Below are 18,155 nucleotides of genomic sequence, written 5' to 3' on the forward strand. Positions count from 1 at the left end.
CGATAAACAATAATCATTATTATGTCGATATGGTTTTCTATAACAAGATACTGAGAGCCTAATGTGTTCGCATCAAAATACATCACCATTCTGCCCGATAAACAAAAACTAATAGAAGAGGTAGAAAACGTGATAAATAAACAGTCTAAATTTTCAAGGGGACATTTTTTTAACCGATATTGTTTTTAAACCTATAAATACAATGCCTTTCTCCATCATCATCCCACTTTACAACCGCCCGCAAGAAATTAAAGAGCTTTTAGAAAGTTTAACACAACAAACTTACACAGATTTTGAGGTTTTGGTGATCGAAGACGGCTCTGCCCATAAAGCTGAAGACATCGTGAAATCCTTTTCATCGCAGCTAAATATCAGCTATTACTATAAAACTAATGAGGGTCAGGGCTTTGCGCGCAACTTCGGTTTCAGCAAAGCAAAAGGAGATTTCTTCATTTTTTTTGATTCAGATTGCCTTATTCCGTCCAATTATCTGGAGATAGTTAACCATTATCTGCAGCAGCACCAGTTAGATGCTTATGGCGGGCCAGATGCAGCGCACCCTTCTTTTTCGCCCATGCAAAAGGCGCTCAGCTATGCCATGACTTCCTCTTTAACCACAGGAGGCATCCGCAGCAAAGCAAAAAATGCCGGAGGTAAATACCATCCGCGGAGCTACAATATGGGCATATCCCGCAAAGTTTGGGAGCAAACAGGCGGTTTCCACCTTACCAACATGGGCGAGGATATGGACTTATCTAGGCGCATTCACCAGGCCGGTTTTAAAATTGAATTAATTGCCGATGCAAAAGTTTACCATAAACGGCGTACATCGTTTTACCAGTTCTGGAAACAGGTGCACTCTTTTGGGCGCACCCGCATCCAGCTGTACAAACGCTATCCAGATACTTTAAAAACCGTACATTTTTTACCCGTTGTTTTTACGCTGGGCTTAGCTTTTACGGTGATTTTTAATTTGTTAGCCTTGCCCTTCGCAAAGGTTTGTAATTTATTTCTCCTTATTTATTTATTATCCATTTTTTTCGATTCATTATATATAAATAAGTCTTTAAAAGTTGCATTTTTGAGCATCTTTGCGTCTTTAATACAACTAGTTGCCTATGGCATGGGTTTTATGCAGGAATTTGTGAGGAAGATTATTTTTAATAAATGATAGAGTTTTTAAAACAAAGTACTTTTTCGGTGAACGAGGTGATGGGCAAGGCGTGGCACATCACAAAAAACCATTACTTTTCTATTGCCCTGCTTTGTTTCTTGATGTTTGCTACGCTAAGTTTTTCCAGCTTAATGTCGATGCTTTTGAAAGACATTAACCCGGCATTAAACGTATTGTTTTTCATTATTTTCATTACGGCATACCTCATCATCAACTTATCGCTGTTTAAATTTATTTTTCACCTGTTAGATCATGAGGCCGAGGAAGTGAGTTTAGCTGGCACTTTGCCTTCAAAAACGCAGATTATACGTTTCCTAATCGGCAGTTTTTATTTTACCCTGTGCATTTTAGCGGTTTACGTTGTGGTGGCTTTATTGGTGTTTCCGTTTATTTATACCGGAATTAAACTTCAGTTATTGGTAAATTTGGCTATATCAGTAGGTTTAGTTGCCATTTTTGTTACTTGGTTGCGTATTTCTTTTTTTCCTTTCTTTATCATCGATAAAAACGAAACTCCTTTTAAATCTTTAAAGCTAAGTTTAGCCATTACCAAAGGCAATTTTACCAAAATACTGTTATTGCTTTTTGTACTTGGGTTTTTTCAGGTGATGTATCTGGTACTAAACTATTTCGAGCTAACGGTGATCGCCACTTTTGTCAGCATTTTAAGCTCTTTTGTGGTTGTCCCTCTGTCTGTTGTTGCCCTAACCGTGGCCTACCGTAAGATGATGGAGGAATACAAAGGCACTCAAGAACCGGATATTTTAACCAATATCATTTAACCGCATGGGTATTAAGGCATTTTTTTCGAAGCTTTTTGCCGCTGTGGCTGTGCGCGATATCAATCGATGGAAATACAGTGCGCCTGCTGCACAAGAGAAAACTTTACAACTGCTCATAAAAAAAGCAGCCGCAACTAAATTTGGGCGCGATCATGATTTTGCATCTATAAAAAGCTACGAAGATTTTAAAGCCCGCGTGCCCGTGGCAGATTATGAAGATTTAAAACCTTATATAGAACAAGTTTTACACGGAGAGGAAGATGTGCTTTGGCCCGGCAAACCTCTGTATTTTGCAAAAACATCGGGCACTACATCTGGCGTAAAATATATCCCAATCTCTAAAGAATCCATGCCACAGCACATCAAAGCCGCGCGCAACGCTTTGTTAAGCTACATTCACGAGACCGGCAAAGCCGATTTTGTAGATGGCAAGATGATTTTTTTGCAGGGAAGTCCTAAAATGGAGAAAAAATCGGGCATCGCCTTCGGACGTTTATCCGGGATTGTGGCCAACCATGTACCTGCCTATTTGCAAAAAAACCGTTTGCCCAGCTATCAGGTAAACTGCATTGAAGATTGGGAACAAAAAGTTGATGCCATTGTAGAGGAAACGGCCAAAGAAGATATGCGCCTGATTTCGGGCATTCCGCCTTGGTGCCAAATGTACTTTGACCGTTTGCTGGCTAAAACCGCGAAACAGCAGGTCAAGGATGTTTTCCCCAACTTTAAGCTGTTTGTTTACGGTGGCGTAAATTACGAGCCTTACCGAGCCAGGATAGAAGAAACCATCGGTTTTAAGATAGATAGCATTGAAACTTATCCGGCTTCCGAAGGTTTTATCGCTTTTCAGGACAGCCAAAAAGATAAATCGTTGCTTTTATTGGCAGATGCCGGTATCTTTTATGAATTTATTCCGGCAGATGAATATTATAACGCGCAGCCGAGCCGCTTGAGTTTAGGCGAGGTGGAGCTGAATAAAAACTACGCCATCGTGTTAAGCACCACCGCCGGTTTATGGGCTTATTCTTTAGGCGACACGGTGAAATTCGTGAGCAAAAACCCTTATAAATTATTGGTTACGGGCCGCATTAAACATTATATTTCTGCTTTTGGCGAGCATGTGATTGGCGAAGAGGTGGAAGCGGCGCTGCTAAACGTGGCGAAAGAGCATCGGCTAGAAATTACCGAATTTACGGTTGCGCCACAGGTAAATCCGCCAAAAGGCGAACTGCCTTACCACGAGTGGTTTGTGGAGTTTGTTAAAGCACCGGCAGATTTAAATGCCTTCGCTTCAGCGGTTGACCACGCATTACAGCAAAAAAACATATATTACAAAGATTTAATTAGCGGAGCGGTTTTGCAACCGTTGGTTATACGTGAACTAGAGAAAGATGCATTTATCAACTTCATGCGCGGCGAAGGGAAGTTGGGCGGTCAAAATAAAGTGCCCCGCCTAGCTAACGAACGTTTATTGGCAGATAAGCTAAGTGCATACATCAAAAAATAACAAACATTGTCATCAAATATTATTAAGCATATTGCCATTTTAGGCTCTACAGGCAGTATCGGTACGCAGGCGCTAGAAGTAATTGAAGCCAACCCGCAACTTTTTGCGGTTTCGGTGCTAACGGCACAAAGCAATGTAGATTTGCTTATCCGGCAGGCTTTAAAATTTAAACCCTTAGTAGCGGTGATAGGCGATGTGCAGAAATATCAAATTTTAAAAGAAGCATTAGCTGGCAGCGGAATTGAGGCAAAAGCGGGCGAAGAAGCACTTTGCGAGGCGGTGTTGTTGCCCCAAACGGAAATGGTGTTAACCGCATTGGTAGGTTTTGCCGGTTTAAAACCCACCATGAGCGCAATTAAGGCCGGCAAACATATCGCGCTAGCGAATAAAGAGACCTTGGTGGTTGCCGGTGATATTGTTACCGCTTTGGCTAAACAGCACAGCGTAGATATTTTACCCGTAGATTCTGAGCATTCGGCAATTTTTCAATGTTTAGTGGGCGAAAAAAGTCCGGTCGAGAAAATTTACCTCACCGCATCCGGCGGACCGTTTCGCGGTAAAGATTTCGCCTATCTTTCGGAAGTTACTCGCCACCAGGCCTTAAAACATCCAAACTGGGTTATGGGCGCTAAAATCACGATTGACTCGGCTACCTTAATGAACAAAGGTTTGGAGGTGATAGAAGCCAAATGGCTGTTTAACCTGTCTGTGCCCCAGATTGATGTAATTGTGCATCCACAATCAATTGTGCATTCTATCGTTCAGTTCACAGACGGTTCTATGAAAGCACAAATGGGCTTGCCCGATATGAAATTGCCAATTCAGTACGCTATGGCCTATCCTAACCGCGTTGCAAACAATTTTAAACGCTTCAACTTTTGGGATTATCCAAGCTTAACTTTTGAGGCGGCAGATACCAAAACCTTCCGAAATTTGGCCTTAGCATTTGAAGCATTGGAAAAAGGCGGAAATATGCCCTGCATTATTAACGCGGCAAATGAAGTTGTAGTTGCCGAATTTTTAAAAGACGGCATCGGTTTTTTACAAATGAGCGAAGTGATAGAAACCTGTATGGCTAAACTGGACTATGTAAAAGAGCCGAGTATAGAAGATTATTTTGAAACGGATAGGCAAACACGCATTTTTGCGCAGGAACTGGTTGGGGCGGTATGAGTAGTGAGTATAGGGTACTGGGGGATATTTGGTAACAAGAATTAAGGTTAAGAGTCAAACTATAAAAAAAAGAAATGGATGTAATTGTGATGATAGCCCAGCTAATTTTGGGGCTTTCTATTTTGGTGGTGTTGCACGAGTTAGGGCATTATTTAACGGCCCGGGCTTTCGGGATTAAAGTAGAGAAGTTTTACCTGTTTTTTGATGCTTGGGGCTTTAAGCTCTTCAGCATAAAATATAAAGATTGCGAGTACGGTATCGGTTGGTTGCCACTGGGCGGATATGTGAAAATTGCGGGTATGATAGACGAATCTATGGATACCGAAGCCATGGCACAACCTGTAAAAGATTGGGAATTTAGGGCAAAACCGGCTTGGCAACGCCTAATAGTGATGTTGGGCGGTGTTACCGTAAATATTATTTTGGGTATTTTTATTTTTTGGATGCTAACTTTCAAATACGGCGAAACATACATCCCAAACAGCGAGTTAAAATATGGTATAGCGCCCGGCATTGTTGGGCAGCAGATAGGCTTGCAGCCCGGCGATAAAATTGAAGAAATTAACGGCGAAAAAGTAGAGCGTTTTGAAGATATCAAAAGTTCTGATGTGTTGATGGGCAACTCGACCCTCACCGTACTGCGCAACGGCGAAGAAAAGCAGATTGCTATCCCAGCAAATATTTTAAATACGGTATCTGATTTTGGGATTGCCGAGTTTGTATCGCCACGTATTATCTCTAAAGTGGGCGAGGTAATGCCGGGCAGCCCCGCCGAAAAAGCGGGTTTAAAAAGCAACGACCAAATTTTGGAAGTTAACGGAAAAGAAGCGGTTTACTCTGATCAGTTGCGTACGCTTTTAGCCGATGTGAAAAGCAAGACCGCCAATTTGCTGGTGCGCCGAGATACCCAGATGTTACAGTTGCCGGTGCAGGTAACGGCAGATGGCACCATCGGTTTTGCTTTTGATTATAGCTATATACAAACCCGCACGCAAGATTATTCTTTAATGGCCGCTTTGCCTGCCGGCGCGTCCAAGGCTTGGGGCTCGCTAATAGATAATGCCAAAGGTTTGGGCAAGGTGGTAAAAGGAGAGGTAAAAGCAAACAAAGCTTTCTCTGGCCCAGTAGAAATTGCCCGTAAATTATACGGCGGTACTTGGGATTGGGTGAAATTTTGGGGAATTACCGGTTTGCTTTCTATGGCGCTTGCGCTGATGAACTTATTACCAATACCAGCCTTAGATGGCGGACACGCCATGTTTTTGCTGATAGAAATGATAAAGGGCAAACCGTTGAGCGATAAATTTATGGAACGCGCCCAAATGGTGGGTTTCGTGATTTTAGCCTCTTTAATGGTGTTTGTATTGGGTAACGATATTTTTAAGGCGTTTACTAAATAGGCAGGTATAAGGCTTGGGGTGTAGGTTTGAGGTATAGGGCTTGGGATAAAGTTTTCTGAATTGCTATCCGGGCTTTTGAATTTTTACTTTTCACCTTCTACTTTGAAAGATAGGCTTTTTGAATTTTTACTTTTCACTTTTTACTTTGAAAAATGGACTATTTTAAATTTTACGACATACCGCTTTCTTTTTGTCCGGATCAAAACTTGGTGAAAAAGAAGTTTTATGAGCTCAGTAAGGCCTATCATCCAGATTTTTTTGTGAACGAGCCGGAAGAGAAACAACAGGAGATATTAGATTTATCCACGCTCAACAACAAGGCTTTCCAAACCCTATCAAATCCTGAGAAGCTATTGCCTTACGTGTTGACAGAAAAAGGCGTTTTAACAGAGGGAGAAAAATATCAGCTTCCGCAAGATTTTTTAATGGAGATGATGGAAATCAATGAAGCCATTATGGATCTGGAGTTTGAACCCGATGCCCAAAAACAAGCCGAATTGCAAAAAAATGTGAGCGCGGTTGAACAAACACTAAACAAAGAACTGTTAAGCTTAACTGCTGATTTTGAGAATACTAATGAGGATGTGAAGGCACAGAAGCTGGCAGAAATTAAAGATATTTGGTATAGAAAAAAATATTTGTTGCGAATACGAGAATCAATTGATAAGTTTGCACACCGAAAATGAACTGATGTTCATTAAATGCCCAGGTGGCGGAATTGGTAGACGCGTTGGTCTCAAACACCAATATCTTCGGATGTGCCGGTTCGACCCCGGCCCTGGGTACAAAAGCCCCGATGTTTTGATGAACATCGGGGCTTTATTTTATTCCAAACTGTTAAACGGGCATCTAGATGGATCAAGCGGAAACGTTGGGGGATTTAGATTTACGCATAGATTTTTGAGAGCCTGAATAGGAAGAATTTGATATCTGTGACTCCTCTGGATGTTGCCCTGAAAGCAGCTTTGACTTTAGCATTGAAAGATTCCGCTGAAGCGTTTGTTGGCGGTTGATGAAGAATTCAGTATAGATAAATAATTTGCCTGAACAGGTCTAGAAACAGTTTTAAAAGATGATTCTTTGTCGAGTTTAGTTAATTTCGAAATAATCCAGAATACCTTCTGGAAGTAATAAACTGATTAAGGTAATTGCAGGCTTGAGTCAAAATAGGAATCGTTAATCCGGTACAAAGAAATGAAATTTCATTGCTCCCCTTTTCCGCTTGATCCACGATTTTTAGTTACCGATGCAGACCCGTCGTCAGTGGGTTTATAAACACAATAAGCGTAGGACCGAGCTCATTTGCGTCTAAGAGGTTCGGCAAAAACCTGACAACAACAAATTGCGCCTTAACAACTTTCAACAATAAATACATGCCGTAATTGAAATGGAAGATTTAGATTTACAAAACCTTATAAAACAGTTAAGCTCCAAACGGGGAGAGTGGAGCTTAAACTAACCAATTATAAACCTAAATTAAACGAAAGGGCTGTAGGGGTAGGAGTCGAACCTACACGAAGTGGTTATTTCACATTGCTGCTATTTCCCAAACCTTCGCCACCGAGACAAGGAGGTGTGTCTGCCAATTTCACCACCCTACAGTGTATTTTTTGTTTCAATTTTATCATCGGGCTTGCCCCTTTGATTTATTGTACACTACAAATGTAAGGCGAATTCTAATTCGTTGCAAATATTTCAATAAATTCTTGTAACTTTTATTAATTTTTTATTTATACTTGTTTAATATTAATATTCGTTAAAGCATGGCAGATAAATCACGACCTAATTTAGAAATTGATAATTTGGATATCGACATTTTGTCGATTTTGATGAACGATGCCACCACGGCTTATACCGAAATTGCCAAAGAACTCATCGTTTCTGGCGGAACCATCCACGTGCGCATGAAGAAAATGCAGGATATGGGCATTATCAAAGGCTCAAACCTGATTGTAGACGCGCAAAAAGTGGGTTATGATATCACCGCTTTTTTGGGTATTTATCTAGAGAAGGGCTCCATTTATCATGATGCAGTTAAAGAGATGAAGAAGATAAAGGAGATTGTAGAACTGCATTATACCACCGGTGGCTACTCTATGTTTGCAAAAATTATCTGTAGAGATACTGGACACTTGCGCCATGTGTTAAATGATAAAATTCAGGCGGTGCAAGGCATACAACGCACAGAAACGTTTATCTCTTTAGAAGAGAGCATCAAGCGCCAGATCACCTTAAAGTAATTAAGCATCTGCTATAAATTGGCAGTGGATTTGATTTATAGGCTCTAAATCAAAAGATATCGCCATGGAAAATAAAGAGAAAAAATGGGAGTCGGGGCCTATGCAACATACGCACGACGAGCGCACGGCAGAGCAGATGCAACGTGCAAAGGAAGAGTCTGAACGCCGGAAAGAGAATTTAGACGATAAAGGTGAGGGTTCTTACAAAGAAAAAAACGGAGATGAGGACAAGCAGTTTTCCGATTTAGAAAATGAACCCAAACTTGATAAAAAGCCTACGAAAACCCAAGAGTAAAGGCATTTTCAAAAACTAAGCGCTGACACACACGGTCAGCGCTTAAAAACATCTACCTGTTTTGCGTTTTAAGTTCTGCTAGTAGCGAAACGCAATTCTTTTCAATCAAATCATATACGGGTGCAAAAAGGGCATCATCATAATAAGGGTCTGGCACAATTTCGTTTTTGATCAATAACCTTACTTTTTCCCGCTGACTATCATTTTCAGCTAATCGCATTACATCCCGGTAGTTCTGCTCGTCCATTACCGCAATCACATCAAAACTGTCAAAATCTGCCACGCTAAACTGCCGTGCTTGCTGTGCAGAAATATCTATACCATGTGCTTTGGCTACCTTAATTGATCTATGGTCCGGCTTTTTGCCGATGTGATAGTTGCCTGTTCCGGCCGAATCTACCTGCCAGTTTAAGCCTTGCGCATCAGCTAAATGTCGCATAATACCTTCTGCGAGCGGAGAACGGCAAATATTGCCTAAGCAGACCATTAAAATCTTCATATCGTTTTTTATAAAGTGTTGAGAATTTTTATCGCGCCAAACGCTTGCTTATTTACATACCAGCTTTTGCTGTAAAAGCAGTTGTTGCGTAGTGCCGGTTTGCAGGTTTTTTAGATGGATAACGGAATCTGTTTTTGCTGTAATCAAAAATAAATCTGTGAATTTGCCATTGCGATAGCAACTGCCAACGGTTTTGTACTTAAATTCCGCATCCACAAAATTGCCATCAAACTTTAGCGTATCGCCCACTACTTTGTAATAACCTTTTGCGTACTCGTCCCAATTGCCTTCTTGGTAACAGGGGCCGCCGTCTAAATTAACTTTAGAAACATTGTGGATGGTAGCGTAAAAAGAATCGCAGGTGAATTTAAAGCGGAAACTTTGCCAGCTTACCAAATCCTCGTGTTTCAGCAAAGCATCTTCTTGCCATAAGCCTTGCAAATAAGCGTCGCCGGTAGATTGCTCTAGCTTGTTAAATTTACAAGCCGATAAAAAAAGAACAACCAAAGTTGCAAAAAGAATAATTTTTAGTGCTGATTGTTGGATGCAGTTAGCAAACATGCTTAGCTTTTAATCGTATAAAAAAAGCTTACAAGGCTAATGCCTCGTAAGCTTAAAATGCATTTTTATTTTAAAGAACCTACCATGGCTTCTGGTTTTACCCACTCGGTAAACTGTTCGGAAGTTAGTAGGCCTAATTCTACTGCTGCTTCGCGCAAAGTTTTGTTTTCTTTATGCGCCTTTTTAGCAATTTTGGCCGCATTCTCGTAACCGATGTGCGGGTTTAAAGCCGTTACCAACATCAACGAGTTTTCCAAATGCTTCTTAATTTCTGGCAAATTAGGCTGTATGCCCACCGCACAGTTATTGGTAAATGATACGCAGGCGTCGCCAATTAAACGTGCCGATTGCAAAACGTTTGCAGCAATTACCGGTTTAAAAACATTCAGCTCAAAATGGCCGGTGGCGCCACCTACAGAAACTGCTACATCATTCCCCATTACCTGCGCACAAACCATAGTTAAAGCTTCGGGCTGTGTAGGGTTTACTTTGCCCGGCATAATGGAAGATCCCGGTTCGTTATCTGGAATAATAATTTCGCCGATGCCACAGCGCGGTCCCGAGCTTAACATGCGTATATCATTGGCAACTTTCATTAAAGAAACGGCTGCCCTTTTTAAAGCGCCAGACATTTCTACCATCGCATCGTGCGCTGCTAAGGCCTCAAACTTATTAGGCGCTGTGATAAAAGGAAGTCCGGTTAATGTAGCAATGTGTTTGGCTACTAAAAAATCGTAACCTTTTGGCGTGTTTAGGCCCGTGCCCACGGCGGTTCCACCCAAAGCAAGTTCCCTAACTGCTTCTAACGCATTTTTGATGGCTTTTATAGAGTTGGTGATTTGTTGCGCATAGCCAGAAAACTCTTGGCCCAAGGTCAAAGGCGTAGCATCCATAAAGTGGGTGCGCCCCGTCTTGGTAATGCTTGCAAACTCTTCGGCTTTTTGCGTTAAAGTATCGCGCAACAGCGTTAAACCTGGGATGGTTACTTCCATCACTTGCTTATAAGTGGCAATGTGCATGGCCGTAGGGAAAGTATCATTAGATGATTGCGATTTGTTTACATCATCATTCGGGTGCAAAACTTTTTTGTCATCGGCCAGGGAGCCGCCGTTTAAAACGTGTGCGCGGTTGGCTATTACTTCGTTGGCATTCATGTTTGATTGTGTGCCCGAGCCGGTTTGCCAAATCACTAAAGGAAACTGATCATCTAAGCTGCCGGTTAAAATCTCATCGCAAGCTTTGGCAATCAGGTCTTTTTTCTCTGGCGATAAAACGCCCAAATCGGCATTAGCCATCGCCGCCGCCTTTTTTAAATAAGCAAATGCATGTATAATTTCGATTGGCATTGAAGCCTCTGGCCCAATTTTGAAATTGTTTCTCGAACGCTCGGTTTGTGCTCCCCAGTATTTTTCTGCCGGAACTTTTACCTCGCCCATGGTGTCATGTTCTATTCTGTATTCCATTTGTTTGCTTTTTGTTACGGCCGCAAAATTAGTGTTTTTGCCCGTCAAAGCCCAATTATTGGCAGGCTAATGTGTAAAACTCTCTTTGCTTAATTGCAGATATAATTTCTATTTTCCGCCCTCGTTTAATTCTCTAAAAATTAAAATGTTGAAATTACGTTCCGTTTATTTGCTGCTATTCCCCTGTGTTTTATTAAGTGCCTGCTTCTCGTCGGGCTCGCAAGAAAAAAAAGCTAAACAAAAGCTGATAGATACCGCTAGGCAAGATAGCTTGGCGCTGATATTTGATCCGGCAAACAATAACAAAAAGCTTGACGAGTATTTTAAGGAAATTCACCGCAAACGCAATTACAACGGCAATGTGCTGGTGGCTAAAAAAGGAAAAATCATTTACGAAGGCACGTTTGGCTGGGCCGATTATCTGCACCGCGATTCGTTAAAAATTGATTCGAAATTTCAGCTGGCTTCGGTATCTAAGCCCATGACAGCCACAGCCGTGCTGATGCTGATGGAGGAGGGTAAATTGAAACTTTCCCAAACGGTAGATGAGTTTTACCCGGAGTTTCCTTACAAAGGCATCACTATAGAAATGTTGTTGAGCCACCGCTCGGGCTTAAACAATTACGTGTACTTTACGGATGGTATTTGGAAGCAGAAATACAAAGGGATGACCAACCAAGATGTAATTAGGCTTTACGCCGAGCATAAACCTGCGCCTTATTTTCCGCCCAACCGCCAGTTCCATTATAACAACAGCAATTTTATGTTATTGGCGGCGATAGTGGAAAAAGTATCTGGGCAAGATTTTGACATTTACATGCAGGAGCACATTTTTAAGCCTAGCGGGATGAAAAACACCGCCATTTACTCTACCGCAAAGTATGAGAAAATTCCCGTTGATGTGGTAGGGCACGATAGGGTTTGGAGACGATCTGTAAGGCAGGATTTTTTAGACGGCACCACTGGCGATAAAGGGGTTTACTCTACCGTTGAAGATTTGTTTTTGTTTGACCGCGCTTTGCGCGACGGACGTTTGTTAAACCAGCAAACATTAGATTCTGCTTATACGCCGCACAGCAAATTGCGCAATACCTACTTCGGTTATGGTTTGGGATGGCGTATTTATGTTGACTCAGCAAAAAATGAAAAAGTAGTTTACCATACCGGTTGGTGGCACGGTTTCAGGCATATTTATTTGCGCGATACCAAACGTGATATTGTGATTGTGATATTAAGCAATTTGGTAAACGGAAGCATTAACCAAATTGATGAGGTTTACAAAATTTTAGGGATGCCCGTTGTGAGAAGGGGCGCGGGCAATGATGATGACTAGATGGTAAACACTCATGTTTTCTCTTGTCGCCAAAACTACAATTTGATTTAGGCTCGGAAGGCTAAAAAATGACTTTAAAATTTGTGATTATCGTAGAATTTTTGCGATGTTTCTGACTTGCCCCTCCTATGTGAGAAATCATAGGATCCAAGTCCTTAAAAGAGGGCTTTTTTTTGCCAATGAAAACAGTAGATTTCTACATTGACAAACTCAATTTTAAGATCCAGGGGGATGGAAAAAAGTCCAAATAAAATTAGCTAAAAGACCATTATACCAAGGCTTTGTTATTAAAAAGCCATGCAACTGGGAATAAATTACTTTAAATTGAATACTGAGAATTAATCCTTGGGATCAATTTTAGAGAAATCAACACCGCATTTGCCGCAACCGCTGGCGCAGCCTTTTTTAGATTTGAGGCTTCTGTAAATTTGCCTGCCTATATAAAATAAAGCGCCTAAAAATAAAACTCCTACGATAATCTGCTGTGCATTCATGGTATTACAAAACTAAGCGATTCTAAAAATTACATAGTCATTTTAAATTCAAATGATTAGCATGCTTTTTTTTTCTTTGAAAACCCTACCTTTGCAAAAATTTTTTTAGAGCTTATTTTTGAATGCAAAACATTAGAAACATTGCGATTATCGCCCACGTTGACCACGGAAAAACCACTTTGGTTGACAAAATTTTACATTCTTGCTCGATTTTTCGCGACAACGAAAACTCTGGCGAGCTGATATTGGACAACAACGATTTGGAGCGGGAGCGAGGCATTACCATTGTTTCAAAAAACGTTTCTGTTAAGTACAAAGACGTTAAAATCAATATCATAGACACGCCTGGTCACGCCGATTTTGGTGGCGAGGTTGAACGTGTTTTAAAAATGGCCGACGGTGTTTTGCTACTTTGCGACGCTTTTGAAGGCGCCATGCCACAAACCCGTTTTGTTACCCAAAAAGCTTTGTCTTTAGGTTTGAAGCCAATTGTGGTGGTAAACAAAGTAGATAAAGAAAACTGCCGCCCAGAAGAAGTTTACGAGCAAATTTTTGAGCTTTTCTTTAACCTTGATGCAACCGAAGAACAACTAGATTTTCCGGTAATGTACGGTTCATCTAAACAAGGTTGGATGGGCACCGATTGGAAAACGCCAACAGGAAGCTTTTTCCCACTAATGGACGCCATCTTAGAAAACATTCCGCCTGCACCGGTAAATGAAGGCACTTTGCAAATGCAAATTACATCTTTAGATTACTCTTCTTTTGTAGGCCGTATCGCCATAGGCAGGGTTGCGCGTGGCACTATCAAAGAAAACATGCCGGTTTCTTTGGTGAAAAGAGATGGTAAAGTAGTAAAATCAAGAATTAAAGAACTTTACACCTTTGAAGGTTTAGGCAAAGTAAAGGTAAGCGAAGTTTCTGCCGGCGATATTTGCGCAGTTGTAGGTATTGATGGTTTTGATATTGGTGATACCATCGCTGATTTTGAAAATCCGGAACAATTAGAGGTAATCAGCATTGATGAGCCAACAATGAATATGTTGTTCACCATCAACAACTCGCCGTTTTTTGGTAAAGAGGGTAAATTTGTAACCTCGCAACGTTTGCGCGAGCGTTTATATAAGGAATTAGAAAAAAACTTGGCTCTACGTGTTGTTGAAACCGATTTGCCTGATGCTTATTTAGTTTACGGTCGCGGTATCCTTCACTTGTCGGTATTAATTGAAACCATGCGCCGCGAAGGTTATGAGTTGCAAGTAGGTCAGCCGCAGGTAATTGTTAAAACTATTGATGGTGTTAAGTGCGAGCCAATTGAAACTTTAATTGTAGATGTTCCTGGAGAGGTTTCGGGCAAGGTGATTGAGTTGGTAACCCAACGTAAAGGCGAGTTGCTAATTATGGAACCAAAAGGCGATTTACAGCATTTGGAGTTTGATATTCCGGCACGTGGTATCATCGGTTTAAGAAACAACATTTTAACCGCTACAGCCGGTGAAGCGATTATGGCGCACCGTTTTAAAGCGTATGAACCGTGGAAAGGCGCAATCCCTGGCCGTTTAAACGGCGTATTAATTTCAATGGATAAAGGGATGACAACTGCTTACTCTATCGATAAGTTGCAAGACAGAGGACGTTTCTTTGTTGATCCGGGTGTGGATGTTTATGAAGGTCAGATTTTAGGTGAGCATATCCGCGATAATGATTTGGTAATTAACGTTACCAAAGGAAAACAGCTAACCAATATGCGAGCATCTGGAAGTGATGATAACGTGCGTATTGCGCCTGCTATTAAATTCTCTTTGGAAGAATGTATGGAGTACATCCAGGCAGATGAATACATTGAGGTAACGCCCGCCAGCATCAGGTTACGTAAAATTTACCTAACAGAAAATGAGCGTAAAGTAAAAGGCAAAGCGCTAATTAGTCAATAATTACTTTTTTTTACAGATATAGGCCTCAGATAAATAATCTGGGGCTTTTTTTATGATAGCAGATTTACACAATTTTAGCAACCGGCCGAACGCTTTAAAATCTATCTAACAAAAAAGCGCTAACCCTATCGGATTAACGCTTTTCAATCTTAAAAATCAATCACTTAGTCTCTTCTACCAAAAAGCATAGATGCGTAGTAAACCAAAGTAGCCAGAGATGACAGCGCAGCAACAACATAAGTCATGGCGGCCCACCAAAGTGCGTCTTTGGCTTGGGCGTTTTCTACACTGGTTTGCATAACGCCTTTTTCTGTTTGCAACCAAGCTAAAGCCCTGCGGCTGGCATCAAATTCAACCGGTAAGGTTACAAAACTAAAAAGGGTTAATATCGCTAAAGCACCCACACCAACTGCTAAAACAATTGGGTTTCCGCTAAATACCATCATTAAAACGCCAATCATCAACACCCACTGTATTAGGTTTGATGCAACGCCTACTATGGGCACCATTGCCGAACGGAACTGTAGCCAAGAATATGCACGTGCATGTTGTACGGCATGTCCGCACTCGTGCGCTGCAACGGCTGCTGCCGCAATGCTGCGTCCGTGGTAAACATCTGGCGAAAGGTTTACGGTGCGGTTTGCCGGATTGTAATGGTCCGTCAACTGGCCATCAACAGATATAATTTCTACATCGTAAATACCACTATCTGAAAGCATTTTGCGTGCAACGTCTGCCCCGCTTAAACCAGAAGAGATTGGAATCTCCGAGTACTTCTTAAACTTACTTTTAAATCTCCATTGCACTGCAAAACCTGCTAATGCAATGACAATGAATAAAATAATTGCCATTTCTTTAAATTAATTCTTTAATGATAATCAAAAAACACACCTTTCAAAAATTTCTGCCATTTAATAGCTAATTTGTGACATAAGGTGGTTTTTGGCAATTTAAACAGGCTTTGCAAGATGTCAATTTGGCAATATCAGAGGTTTTTTGCCATAACATAATCATCCAAAACGTAACCGTGATAGTCTATATTCACTTCTTCTACTATAGTGAAACCCATTTTATGGTAAAAATGCTGCGCTTGGTTGTTGCGGTTTACGTTTAAAATCAAATGCTTTGCGCAATTACCTTTGGCGTAGGCCTCTGCCGTTTGGATGAGCATTTTTCCGGCGCCTTTGCCATGCAATTGTTGATGCACATACAACTTGTTCAGTTTGTACACATCGGCGCTTTCTGCGCTAAGGCTGGCAAATCCTAAAGGTTGTCCGTCATCTTCTAAAATGAAAAAAGTTTGTCCGGCTTTCATTTGGGCCGTTAAAGCTTCATCAGAATAGCCCTCTGCAAGCATAAACGCAATTTGATCTTGGGTAATGATATGGGCATAGCACACTGGCCAAATCTGTTTAGCCAAATCGCCGATGGTTTGTGCATCTTCCGCAGATGCCCTTCTAACAGTCATCATAGTTCTTCGCTTATAAATACCAAATCATCATCGAAACTGAGCGAGAAAAAGCCGTCATTTGCCGTCAGAAACTCATCCGCGCCAAGCGCTTTAAGCCCGCTAAGCTTTAAGTTACTGATTTTTGTTGGCTCGTGGATGCGTACACGCTCACCGGCAGCTTTCCACTTTTGGAAGCCAGACTTAACGGCAAAGTTTTTCCAGCCTTGGGCAAATACCACTAAATCTAATTGCTTTGCGATTGCCCGATAGCTGATGGGGTTAAATTCTGCCGCAATTACATTTACTGCCGGGAATGCTTCTTTGATTAAATAGGCAAAGGCCGCATCTAGCACGTTGGTTTGTGCGTTAAACATTGTTGCGTGTTCCTGCAGCTGAATTGGCGCTTCGCCATATGGCACCAAAATTACGTCGACCTTTATACCCATTGACCAAAGTTTTTCGTACAGGGAAAGCGGAACAATAATCACCGGCGACCATTCCAGTAATTGGCCCAAATTTTCTGCATCAAAACCGTCAAGATTTAAAATGAGCAGTGCAGGCTCTTGTTTTTCTCTAACAATGTGGTGGCTAGACATGGCTGGCAAGTTAGTAAATATGAAAGGCAACAAACAAAAAAGCCCGATGCTTTTTTGACCGGGCTTACCCAGCCGATTTGGCTGGGGCTATTTTTTATCCTAATAATTAGGCTAGTTCTCTTTGCTTGAAAACGTCGCCAAACAAAGCGAAAGTTTCGCCGGCGGTTGCAATGGCTTGCGCCTGCTCTGCTTCGCTTTGTGCGATTTTGTTCATAACACCTATAAAGGCGCCCCACTTTTGGCCGGTTTCTGCGCCGTAGCCTGAGAAAAAAGATAGGCCTTTAGTGATGCCCGCTTTTTCGAGCATTTTTACAATTGCAAAACCGCCCATGATAGAGCCTTCCATTACGTACAATGCGCCAATAGCTTCTTGCACATTGTTTACGTTTGGCACTGTTGCGCTTAAACCTTCGGTGCTGCCGCCTAACTCTTCAATATCCTTTTTTAGGTAATCAGAAGTACGTCTGCTGCTATAATCTGGCAATACCTCTGCGGTGATAAAAGGCTGAAAAGCTTTTTCCAGACTGGAGAAATAGGCGTAGAAGTTGCTCAAAAATTCCACATAATCGGCCTCAGATGCTATGGCTTTTAACTTTTGCACCACCACTTTTTCCAGTTCCTGGTGTGGTTGCTTGGTGGCTTCTTTAATTTTTTCGCTCAACATGGTTTTCGGATTTTGAGGTTTATTTTTTGAATGATTTGAAAGAGAAAGAAATTTTGCCAACATACTTGCCGGATTCTTTCTTTTCGTAACCAAGGCTGTTCAATTGTATGATGTATATATTTGAAGCGGTTTTAATATCGGCACCTGTGTAAACTACTACATAGCGGTTAGCAATAGGCGGGGTACTGTGGTTTTCACCATACGTATACCAAGTACCTGTGCTTAGTTTTTCAACTGAGGTTAATTCGGCTTTTGTTATGTCTTCCAAGCTCAATGTAGCCAAAGTTTTTCCGTCTACGTCAACGTAGCCGAGAGACAGACCCTCATTCGCGAGGCCAAAATCTCCGCTATATAAGCCGAAAAATTTGACCTGTCCGACATTTTCAGAAGACGTTTTTGTGTCGAAGTTATAATACCAAACTCCGAAATCTCCAGACGGTCCCGGCGCAGCTTCTTTTGGAGACGAGAAAGAAACCGTTTCCACCGCTGAAGCTTTATAGCCAACTTCGTCATCGTCTTTTTTACAAGCTGTAAAGCCTATCAATAATCCAGTTGCAAGTGTTAAGATGTGTTTTGTTTTCATTTTTATG

Annotated in this window: 19 protein-coding genes and 2 tRNA genes; 11 read left to right on the forward strand and 10 right to left on the reverse strand. The window is 41.5% G+C overall.

Going from position 1 to position 18,155, the window contains the following annotated elements; translation table 11 throughout:
* Positions 1-202: 202 nt before the first annotated feature.
* From BCY91_RS06890 to BCY91_RS06920, 7 genes are all read left to right on the forward strand, one after another.
* Entirely contained in the window at positions 203-1,171 is a 969-nt protein-coding gene (locus tag BCY91_RS06890) for a glycosyltransferase (RefSeq protein WP_120181231.1), read from the forward strand.
* Complete coding sequence (locus BCY91_RS06895) at positions 1,168-1,956, forward strand: hypothetical protein (protein ID WP_120181232.1); 789 nt, start codon at positions 1,168-1,170, stop codon at positions 1,954-1,956. Before BCY91_RS06890 ends, BCY91_RS06895 begins: the two co-directional genes overlap by 4 nt.
* Before the next feature lie 4 nt (positions 1,957-1,960).
* Positions 1,961-3,463, forward strand: a complete 1,503-nt coding sequence (locus BCY91_RS06900; protein WP_120181233.1) for a GH3 auxin-responsive promoter family protein — start codon at positions 1,961-1,963, stop codon at positions 3,461-3,463.
* A 21-nt stretch (positions 3,464-3,484) separates the two neighbouring features.
* Complete coding sequence (locus BCY91_RS06905; RefSeq protein WP_120181489.1) at positions 3,485-4,636, forward strand: 1-deoxy-D-xylulose-5-phosphate reductoisomerase; 1,152 nt, start codon at positions 3,485-3,487, stop codon at positions 4,634-4,636.
* A 74-nt stretch (positions 4,637-4,710) separates the two neighbouring features.
* Positions 4,711-6,036 (forward strand): RIP metalloprotease RseP, encoded by a 1,326-nt coding sequence (gene rseP, locus BCY91_RS06910; RefSeq protein WP_120181234.1) that lies wholly within the window; start codon positions 4,711-4,713, stop codon positions 6,034-6,036.
* A 152-nt stretch (positions 6,037-6,188) separates the two neighbouring features.
* Positions 6,189-6,722 carry an iron-sulfur cluster co-chaperone HscB C-terminal domain-containing protein gene (locus BCY91_RS06915; protein WP_120181235.1) on the forward strand — a complete coding sequence of 178 codons (534 nt, stop codon included), beginning with the start codon at positions 6,189-6,191 and terminating at the stop codon, positions 6,720-6,722.
* A 17-nt stretch (positions 6,723-6,739) separates the two neighbouring features.
* Positions 6,740-6,821 (forward strand) — tRNA-Leu (locus BCY91_RS06920).
* A 704-nt stretch (positions 6,822-7,525) separates the two neighbouring features.
* Here BCY91_RS06920 and BCY91_RS17580 read toward each other — a convergent pair.
* A tRNA-Asp gene (locus tag BCY91_RS17580) sits at positions 7,526-7,637 on the reverse strand.
* A gap of 162 nt (positions 7,638-7,799) precedes the next feature.
* Here BCY91_RS17580 and BCY91_RS06930 point away from each other — a divergent pair.
* Both BCY91_RS06930 and BCY91_RS06935 read left to right on the forward strand, forming a co-directional pair.
* Positions 7,800-8,276 carry an Lrp/AsnC ligand binding domain-containing protein gene (locus BCY91_RS06930; RefSeq protein ID WP_120181236.1) on the forward strand — a complete coding sequence of 159 codons (477 nt, stop codon included), beginning with the start codon at positions 7,800-7,802 and terminating at the stop codon, positions 8,274-8,276.
* A 64-nt stretch (positions 8,277-8,340) separates the two neighbouring features.
* On the forward strand, positions 8,341-8,571 hold the full coding sequence (locus BCY91_RS06935) for a hypothetical protein (protein WP_120181237.1): 231 nt from the start codon (positions 8,341-8,343) through the stop codon (positions 8,569-8,571).
* Positions 8,572-8,623: 52 nt separating this feature from the next.
* On the opposite strand, the gene BCY91_RS06940 is transcribed toward BCY91_RS06935, so the two are convergent.
* From BCY91_RS06940 to fumC, 3 genes are all read right to left on the reverse strand, one after another.
* A complete protein-coding gene (locus BCY91_RS06940) occupies positions 8,624-9,070 on the reverse strand; it encodes a low molecular weight protein-tyrosine-phosphatase (protein WP_120181238.1) in 447 nt (148 codons plus the stop codon).
* Between the two features lie 48 nt (positions 9,071-9,118).
* Positions 9,119-9,631, reverse strand: coding sequence for a hypothetical protein (locus BCY91_RS06945; RefSeq protein ID WP_120181239.1), 513 nt, complete (start codon positions 9,629-9,631; stop codon positions 9,119-9,121).
* Positions 9,632-9,696: 65 nt separating this feature from the next.
* Positions 9,697-11,094 carry a class II fumarate hydratase gene (gene fumC / locus BCY91_RS06950; RefSeq protein WP_120181490.1) on the reverse strand — a complete coding sequence of 466 codons (1,398 nt, stop codon included), beginning with the start codon at positions 11,092-11,094 and terminating at the stop codon, positions 9,697-9,699.
* Positions 11,095-11,239: 145 nt separating this feature from the next.
* Here fumC and BCY91_RS06955 point away from each other — a divergent pair, with 145 nt between their 5' ends.
* The gene (locus BCY91_RS06955; RefSeq protein ID WP_120181240.1) at positions 11,240-12,427 is read left to right on the forward strand and encodes a serine hydrolase domain-containing protein; all 1,188 of its coding nucleotides are present in this window, start codon (positions 11,240-11,242) and stop codon (positions 12,425-12,427) included.
* Positions 12,428-12,765: 338 nt separating this feature from the next.
* Here the strand turns inward: BCY91_RS06955 and BCY91_RS06960 are convergent, their stop codons facing one another.
* A complete protein-coding gene (locus tag BCY91_RS06960; protein ID WP_120181241.1) occupies positions 12,766-12,921 on the reverse strand; it encodes a FeoB-associated Cys-rich membrane protein in 156 nt (51 codons plus the stop codon).
* A 122-nt stretch (positions 12,922-13,043) separates the two neighbouring features.
* On the opposite strand from BCY91_RS06960, the gene typA reads away from it, so the two are divergent.
* Entirely contained in the window at positions 13,044-14,855 is a 1,812-nt protein-coding gene (typA, locus tag BCY91_RS06965) for a translational GTPase TypA (RefSeq protein ID WP_120181242.1), read from the forward strand.
* A gap of 164 nt (positions 14,856-15,019) precedes the next feature.
* On the opposite strand, the gene BCY91_RS06970 is transcribed toward typA, so the two are convergent.
* From BCY91_RS06970 to BCY91_RS06990, 5 genes are all read right to left on the reverse strand, one after another.
* Positions 15,020-15,706, reverse strand: coding sequence for a zinc metallopeptidase (locus tag BCY91_RS06970; RefSeq protein ID WP_120181243.1), 687 nt, complete (start codon positions 15,704-15,706; stop codon positions 15,020-15,022).
* Between the two features lie 134 nt (positions 15,707-15,840).
* Positions 15,841-16,326, reverse strand: coding sequence for a GNAT family N-acetyltransferase (locus BCY91_RS06975; RefSeq protein WP_120181244.1), 486 nt, complete (start codon positions 16,324-16,326; stop codon positions 15,841-15,843).
* A complete protein-coding gene (locus tag BCY91_RS06980) occupies positions 16,323-16,901 on the reverse strand; it encodes a thiamine pyrophosphokinase (protein ID WP_120181245.1) in 579 nt (192 codons plus the stop codon). The genes BCY91_RS06975 and BCY91_RS06980 overlap by 4 nt, the downstream gene beginning before the upstream one ends.
* Positions 16,902-17,007: 106 nt before the next feature.
* The gene (locus BCY91_RS06985) at positions 17,008-17,565 is read right to left on the reverse strand and encodes a biliverdin-producing heme oxygenase (RefSeq protein ID WP_120181246.1); all 558 of its coding nucleotides are present in this window, start codon (positions 17,563-17,565) and stop codon (positions 17,008-17,010) included.
* A gap of 19 nt (positions 17,566-17,584) precedes the next feature.
* Entirely contained in the window at positions 17,585-18,148 is a 564-nt protein-coding gene (locus tag BCY91_RS06990; protein WP_120181247.1) for a hypothetical protein, read from the reverse strand.
* Between the last annotated feature and the right edge of the window lie 7 nt (positions 18,149-18,155).

The organism is Pelobium manganitolerans (genome assembly GCF_003609575.1).
In the GTDB taxonomy this organism is placed as follows: domain Bacteria; phylum Bacteroidota; class Bacteroidia; order Sphingobacteriales; family Sphingobacteriaceae; genus Pseudopedobacter; species Pseudopedobacter manganitolerans.

Excerpts from the sequence above, each read along its gene's own strand:
- BCY91_RS06930 (WP_120181236.1), top strand. The coding sequence starts at position 7,800 with ATGGCAGATAAATCACGACCTAATTTAGAAATTGATAATTTGGATATC.
- typA (WP_120181242.1), top strand. The coding sequence starts at position 13,044 with ATGCAAAACATTAGAAACATTGCGATTATCGCCCACGTTGACCACGGA.
- BCY91_RS06890 (WP_120181231.1), top strand. The coding sequence starts at position 203 with ATGCCTTTCTCCATCATCATCCCACTTTACAACCGCCCGCAAGAAATT.
- BCY91_RS06935 (WP_120181237.1), top strand. The coding sequence starts at position 8,341 with ATGGAAAATAAAGAGAAAAAATGGGAGTCGGGGCCTATGCAACATACG.
- BCY91_RS06980 (WP_120181245.1), bottom strand. The coding sequence starts at position 16,901 with ATGTCTAGCCACCACATTGTTAGAGAAAAACAAGAGCCTGCACTGCTC.
- fumC (WP_120181490.1), bottom strand. The coding sequence starts at position 11,094 with ATGGAATACAGAATAGAACATGACACCATGGGCGAGGTAAAAGTTCCG.
- BCY91_RS06915 (WP_120181235.1), top strand. The coding sequence starts at position 6,189 with ATGGACTATTTTAAATTTTACGACATACCGCTTTCTTTTTGTCCGGAT.
- BCY91_RS06985 (WP_120181246.1), bottom strand. The coding sequence starts at position 17,565 with ATGTTGAGCGAAAAAATTAAAGAAGCCACCAAGCAACCACACCAGGAA.
- BCY91_RS06945 (WP_120181239.1), bottom strand. The coding sequence starts at position 9,631 with ATGTTTGCTAACTGCATCCAACAATCAGCACTAAAAATTATTCTTTTT.
- BCY91_RS06960 (WP_120181241.1), bottom strand. The coding sequence starts at position 12,921 with ATGAATGCACAGCAGATTATCGTAGGAGTTTTATTTTTAGGCGCTTTA.
- BCY91_RS06990 (WP_120181247.1), bottom strand. The coding sequence starts at position 18,148 with ATGAAAACAAAACACATCTTAACACTTGCAACTGGATTATTGATAGGC.
- rseP (WP_120181234.1), top strand. The coding sequence starts at position 4,711 with ATGGATGTAATTGTGATGATAGCCCAGCTAATTTTGGGGCTTTCTATT.
- BCY91_RS06940 (WP_120181238.1), bottom strand. The coding sequence starts at position 9,070 with ATGAAGATTTTAATGGTCTGCTTAGGCAATATTTGCCGTTCTCCGCTC.
- BCY91_RS06900 (WP_120181233.1), top strand. The coding sequence starts at position 1,961 with ATGGGTATTAAGGCATTTTTTTCGAAGCTTTTTGCCGCTGTGGCTGTG.
- BCY91_RS06895 (WP_120181232.1), top strand. The coding sequence starts at position 1,168 with ATGATAGAGTTTTTAAAACAAAGTACTTTTTCGGTGAACGAGGTGATG.
- BCY91_RS06955 (WP_120181240.1), top strand. The coding sequence starts at position 11,240 with ATGTTGAAATTACGTTCCGTTTATTTGCTGCTATTCCCCTGTGTTTTA.
- BCY91_RS06970 (WP_120181243.1), bottom strand. The coding sequence starts at position 15,706 with ATGGCAATTATTTTATTCATTGTCATTGCATTAGCAGGTTTTGCAGTG.
- BCY91_RS06975 (WP_120181244.1), bottom strand. The coding sequence starts at position 16,326 with ATGATGACTGTTAGAAGGGCATCTGCGGAAGATGCACAAACCATCGGC.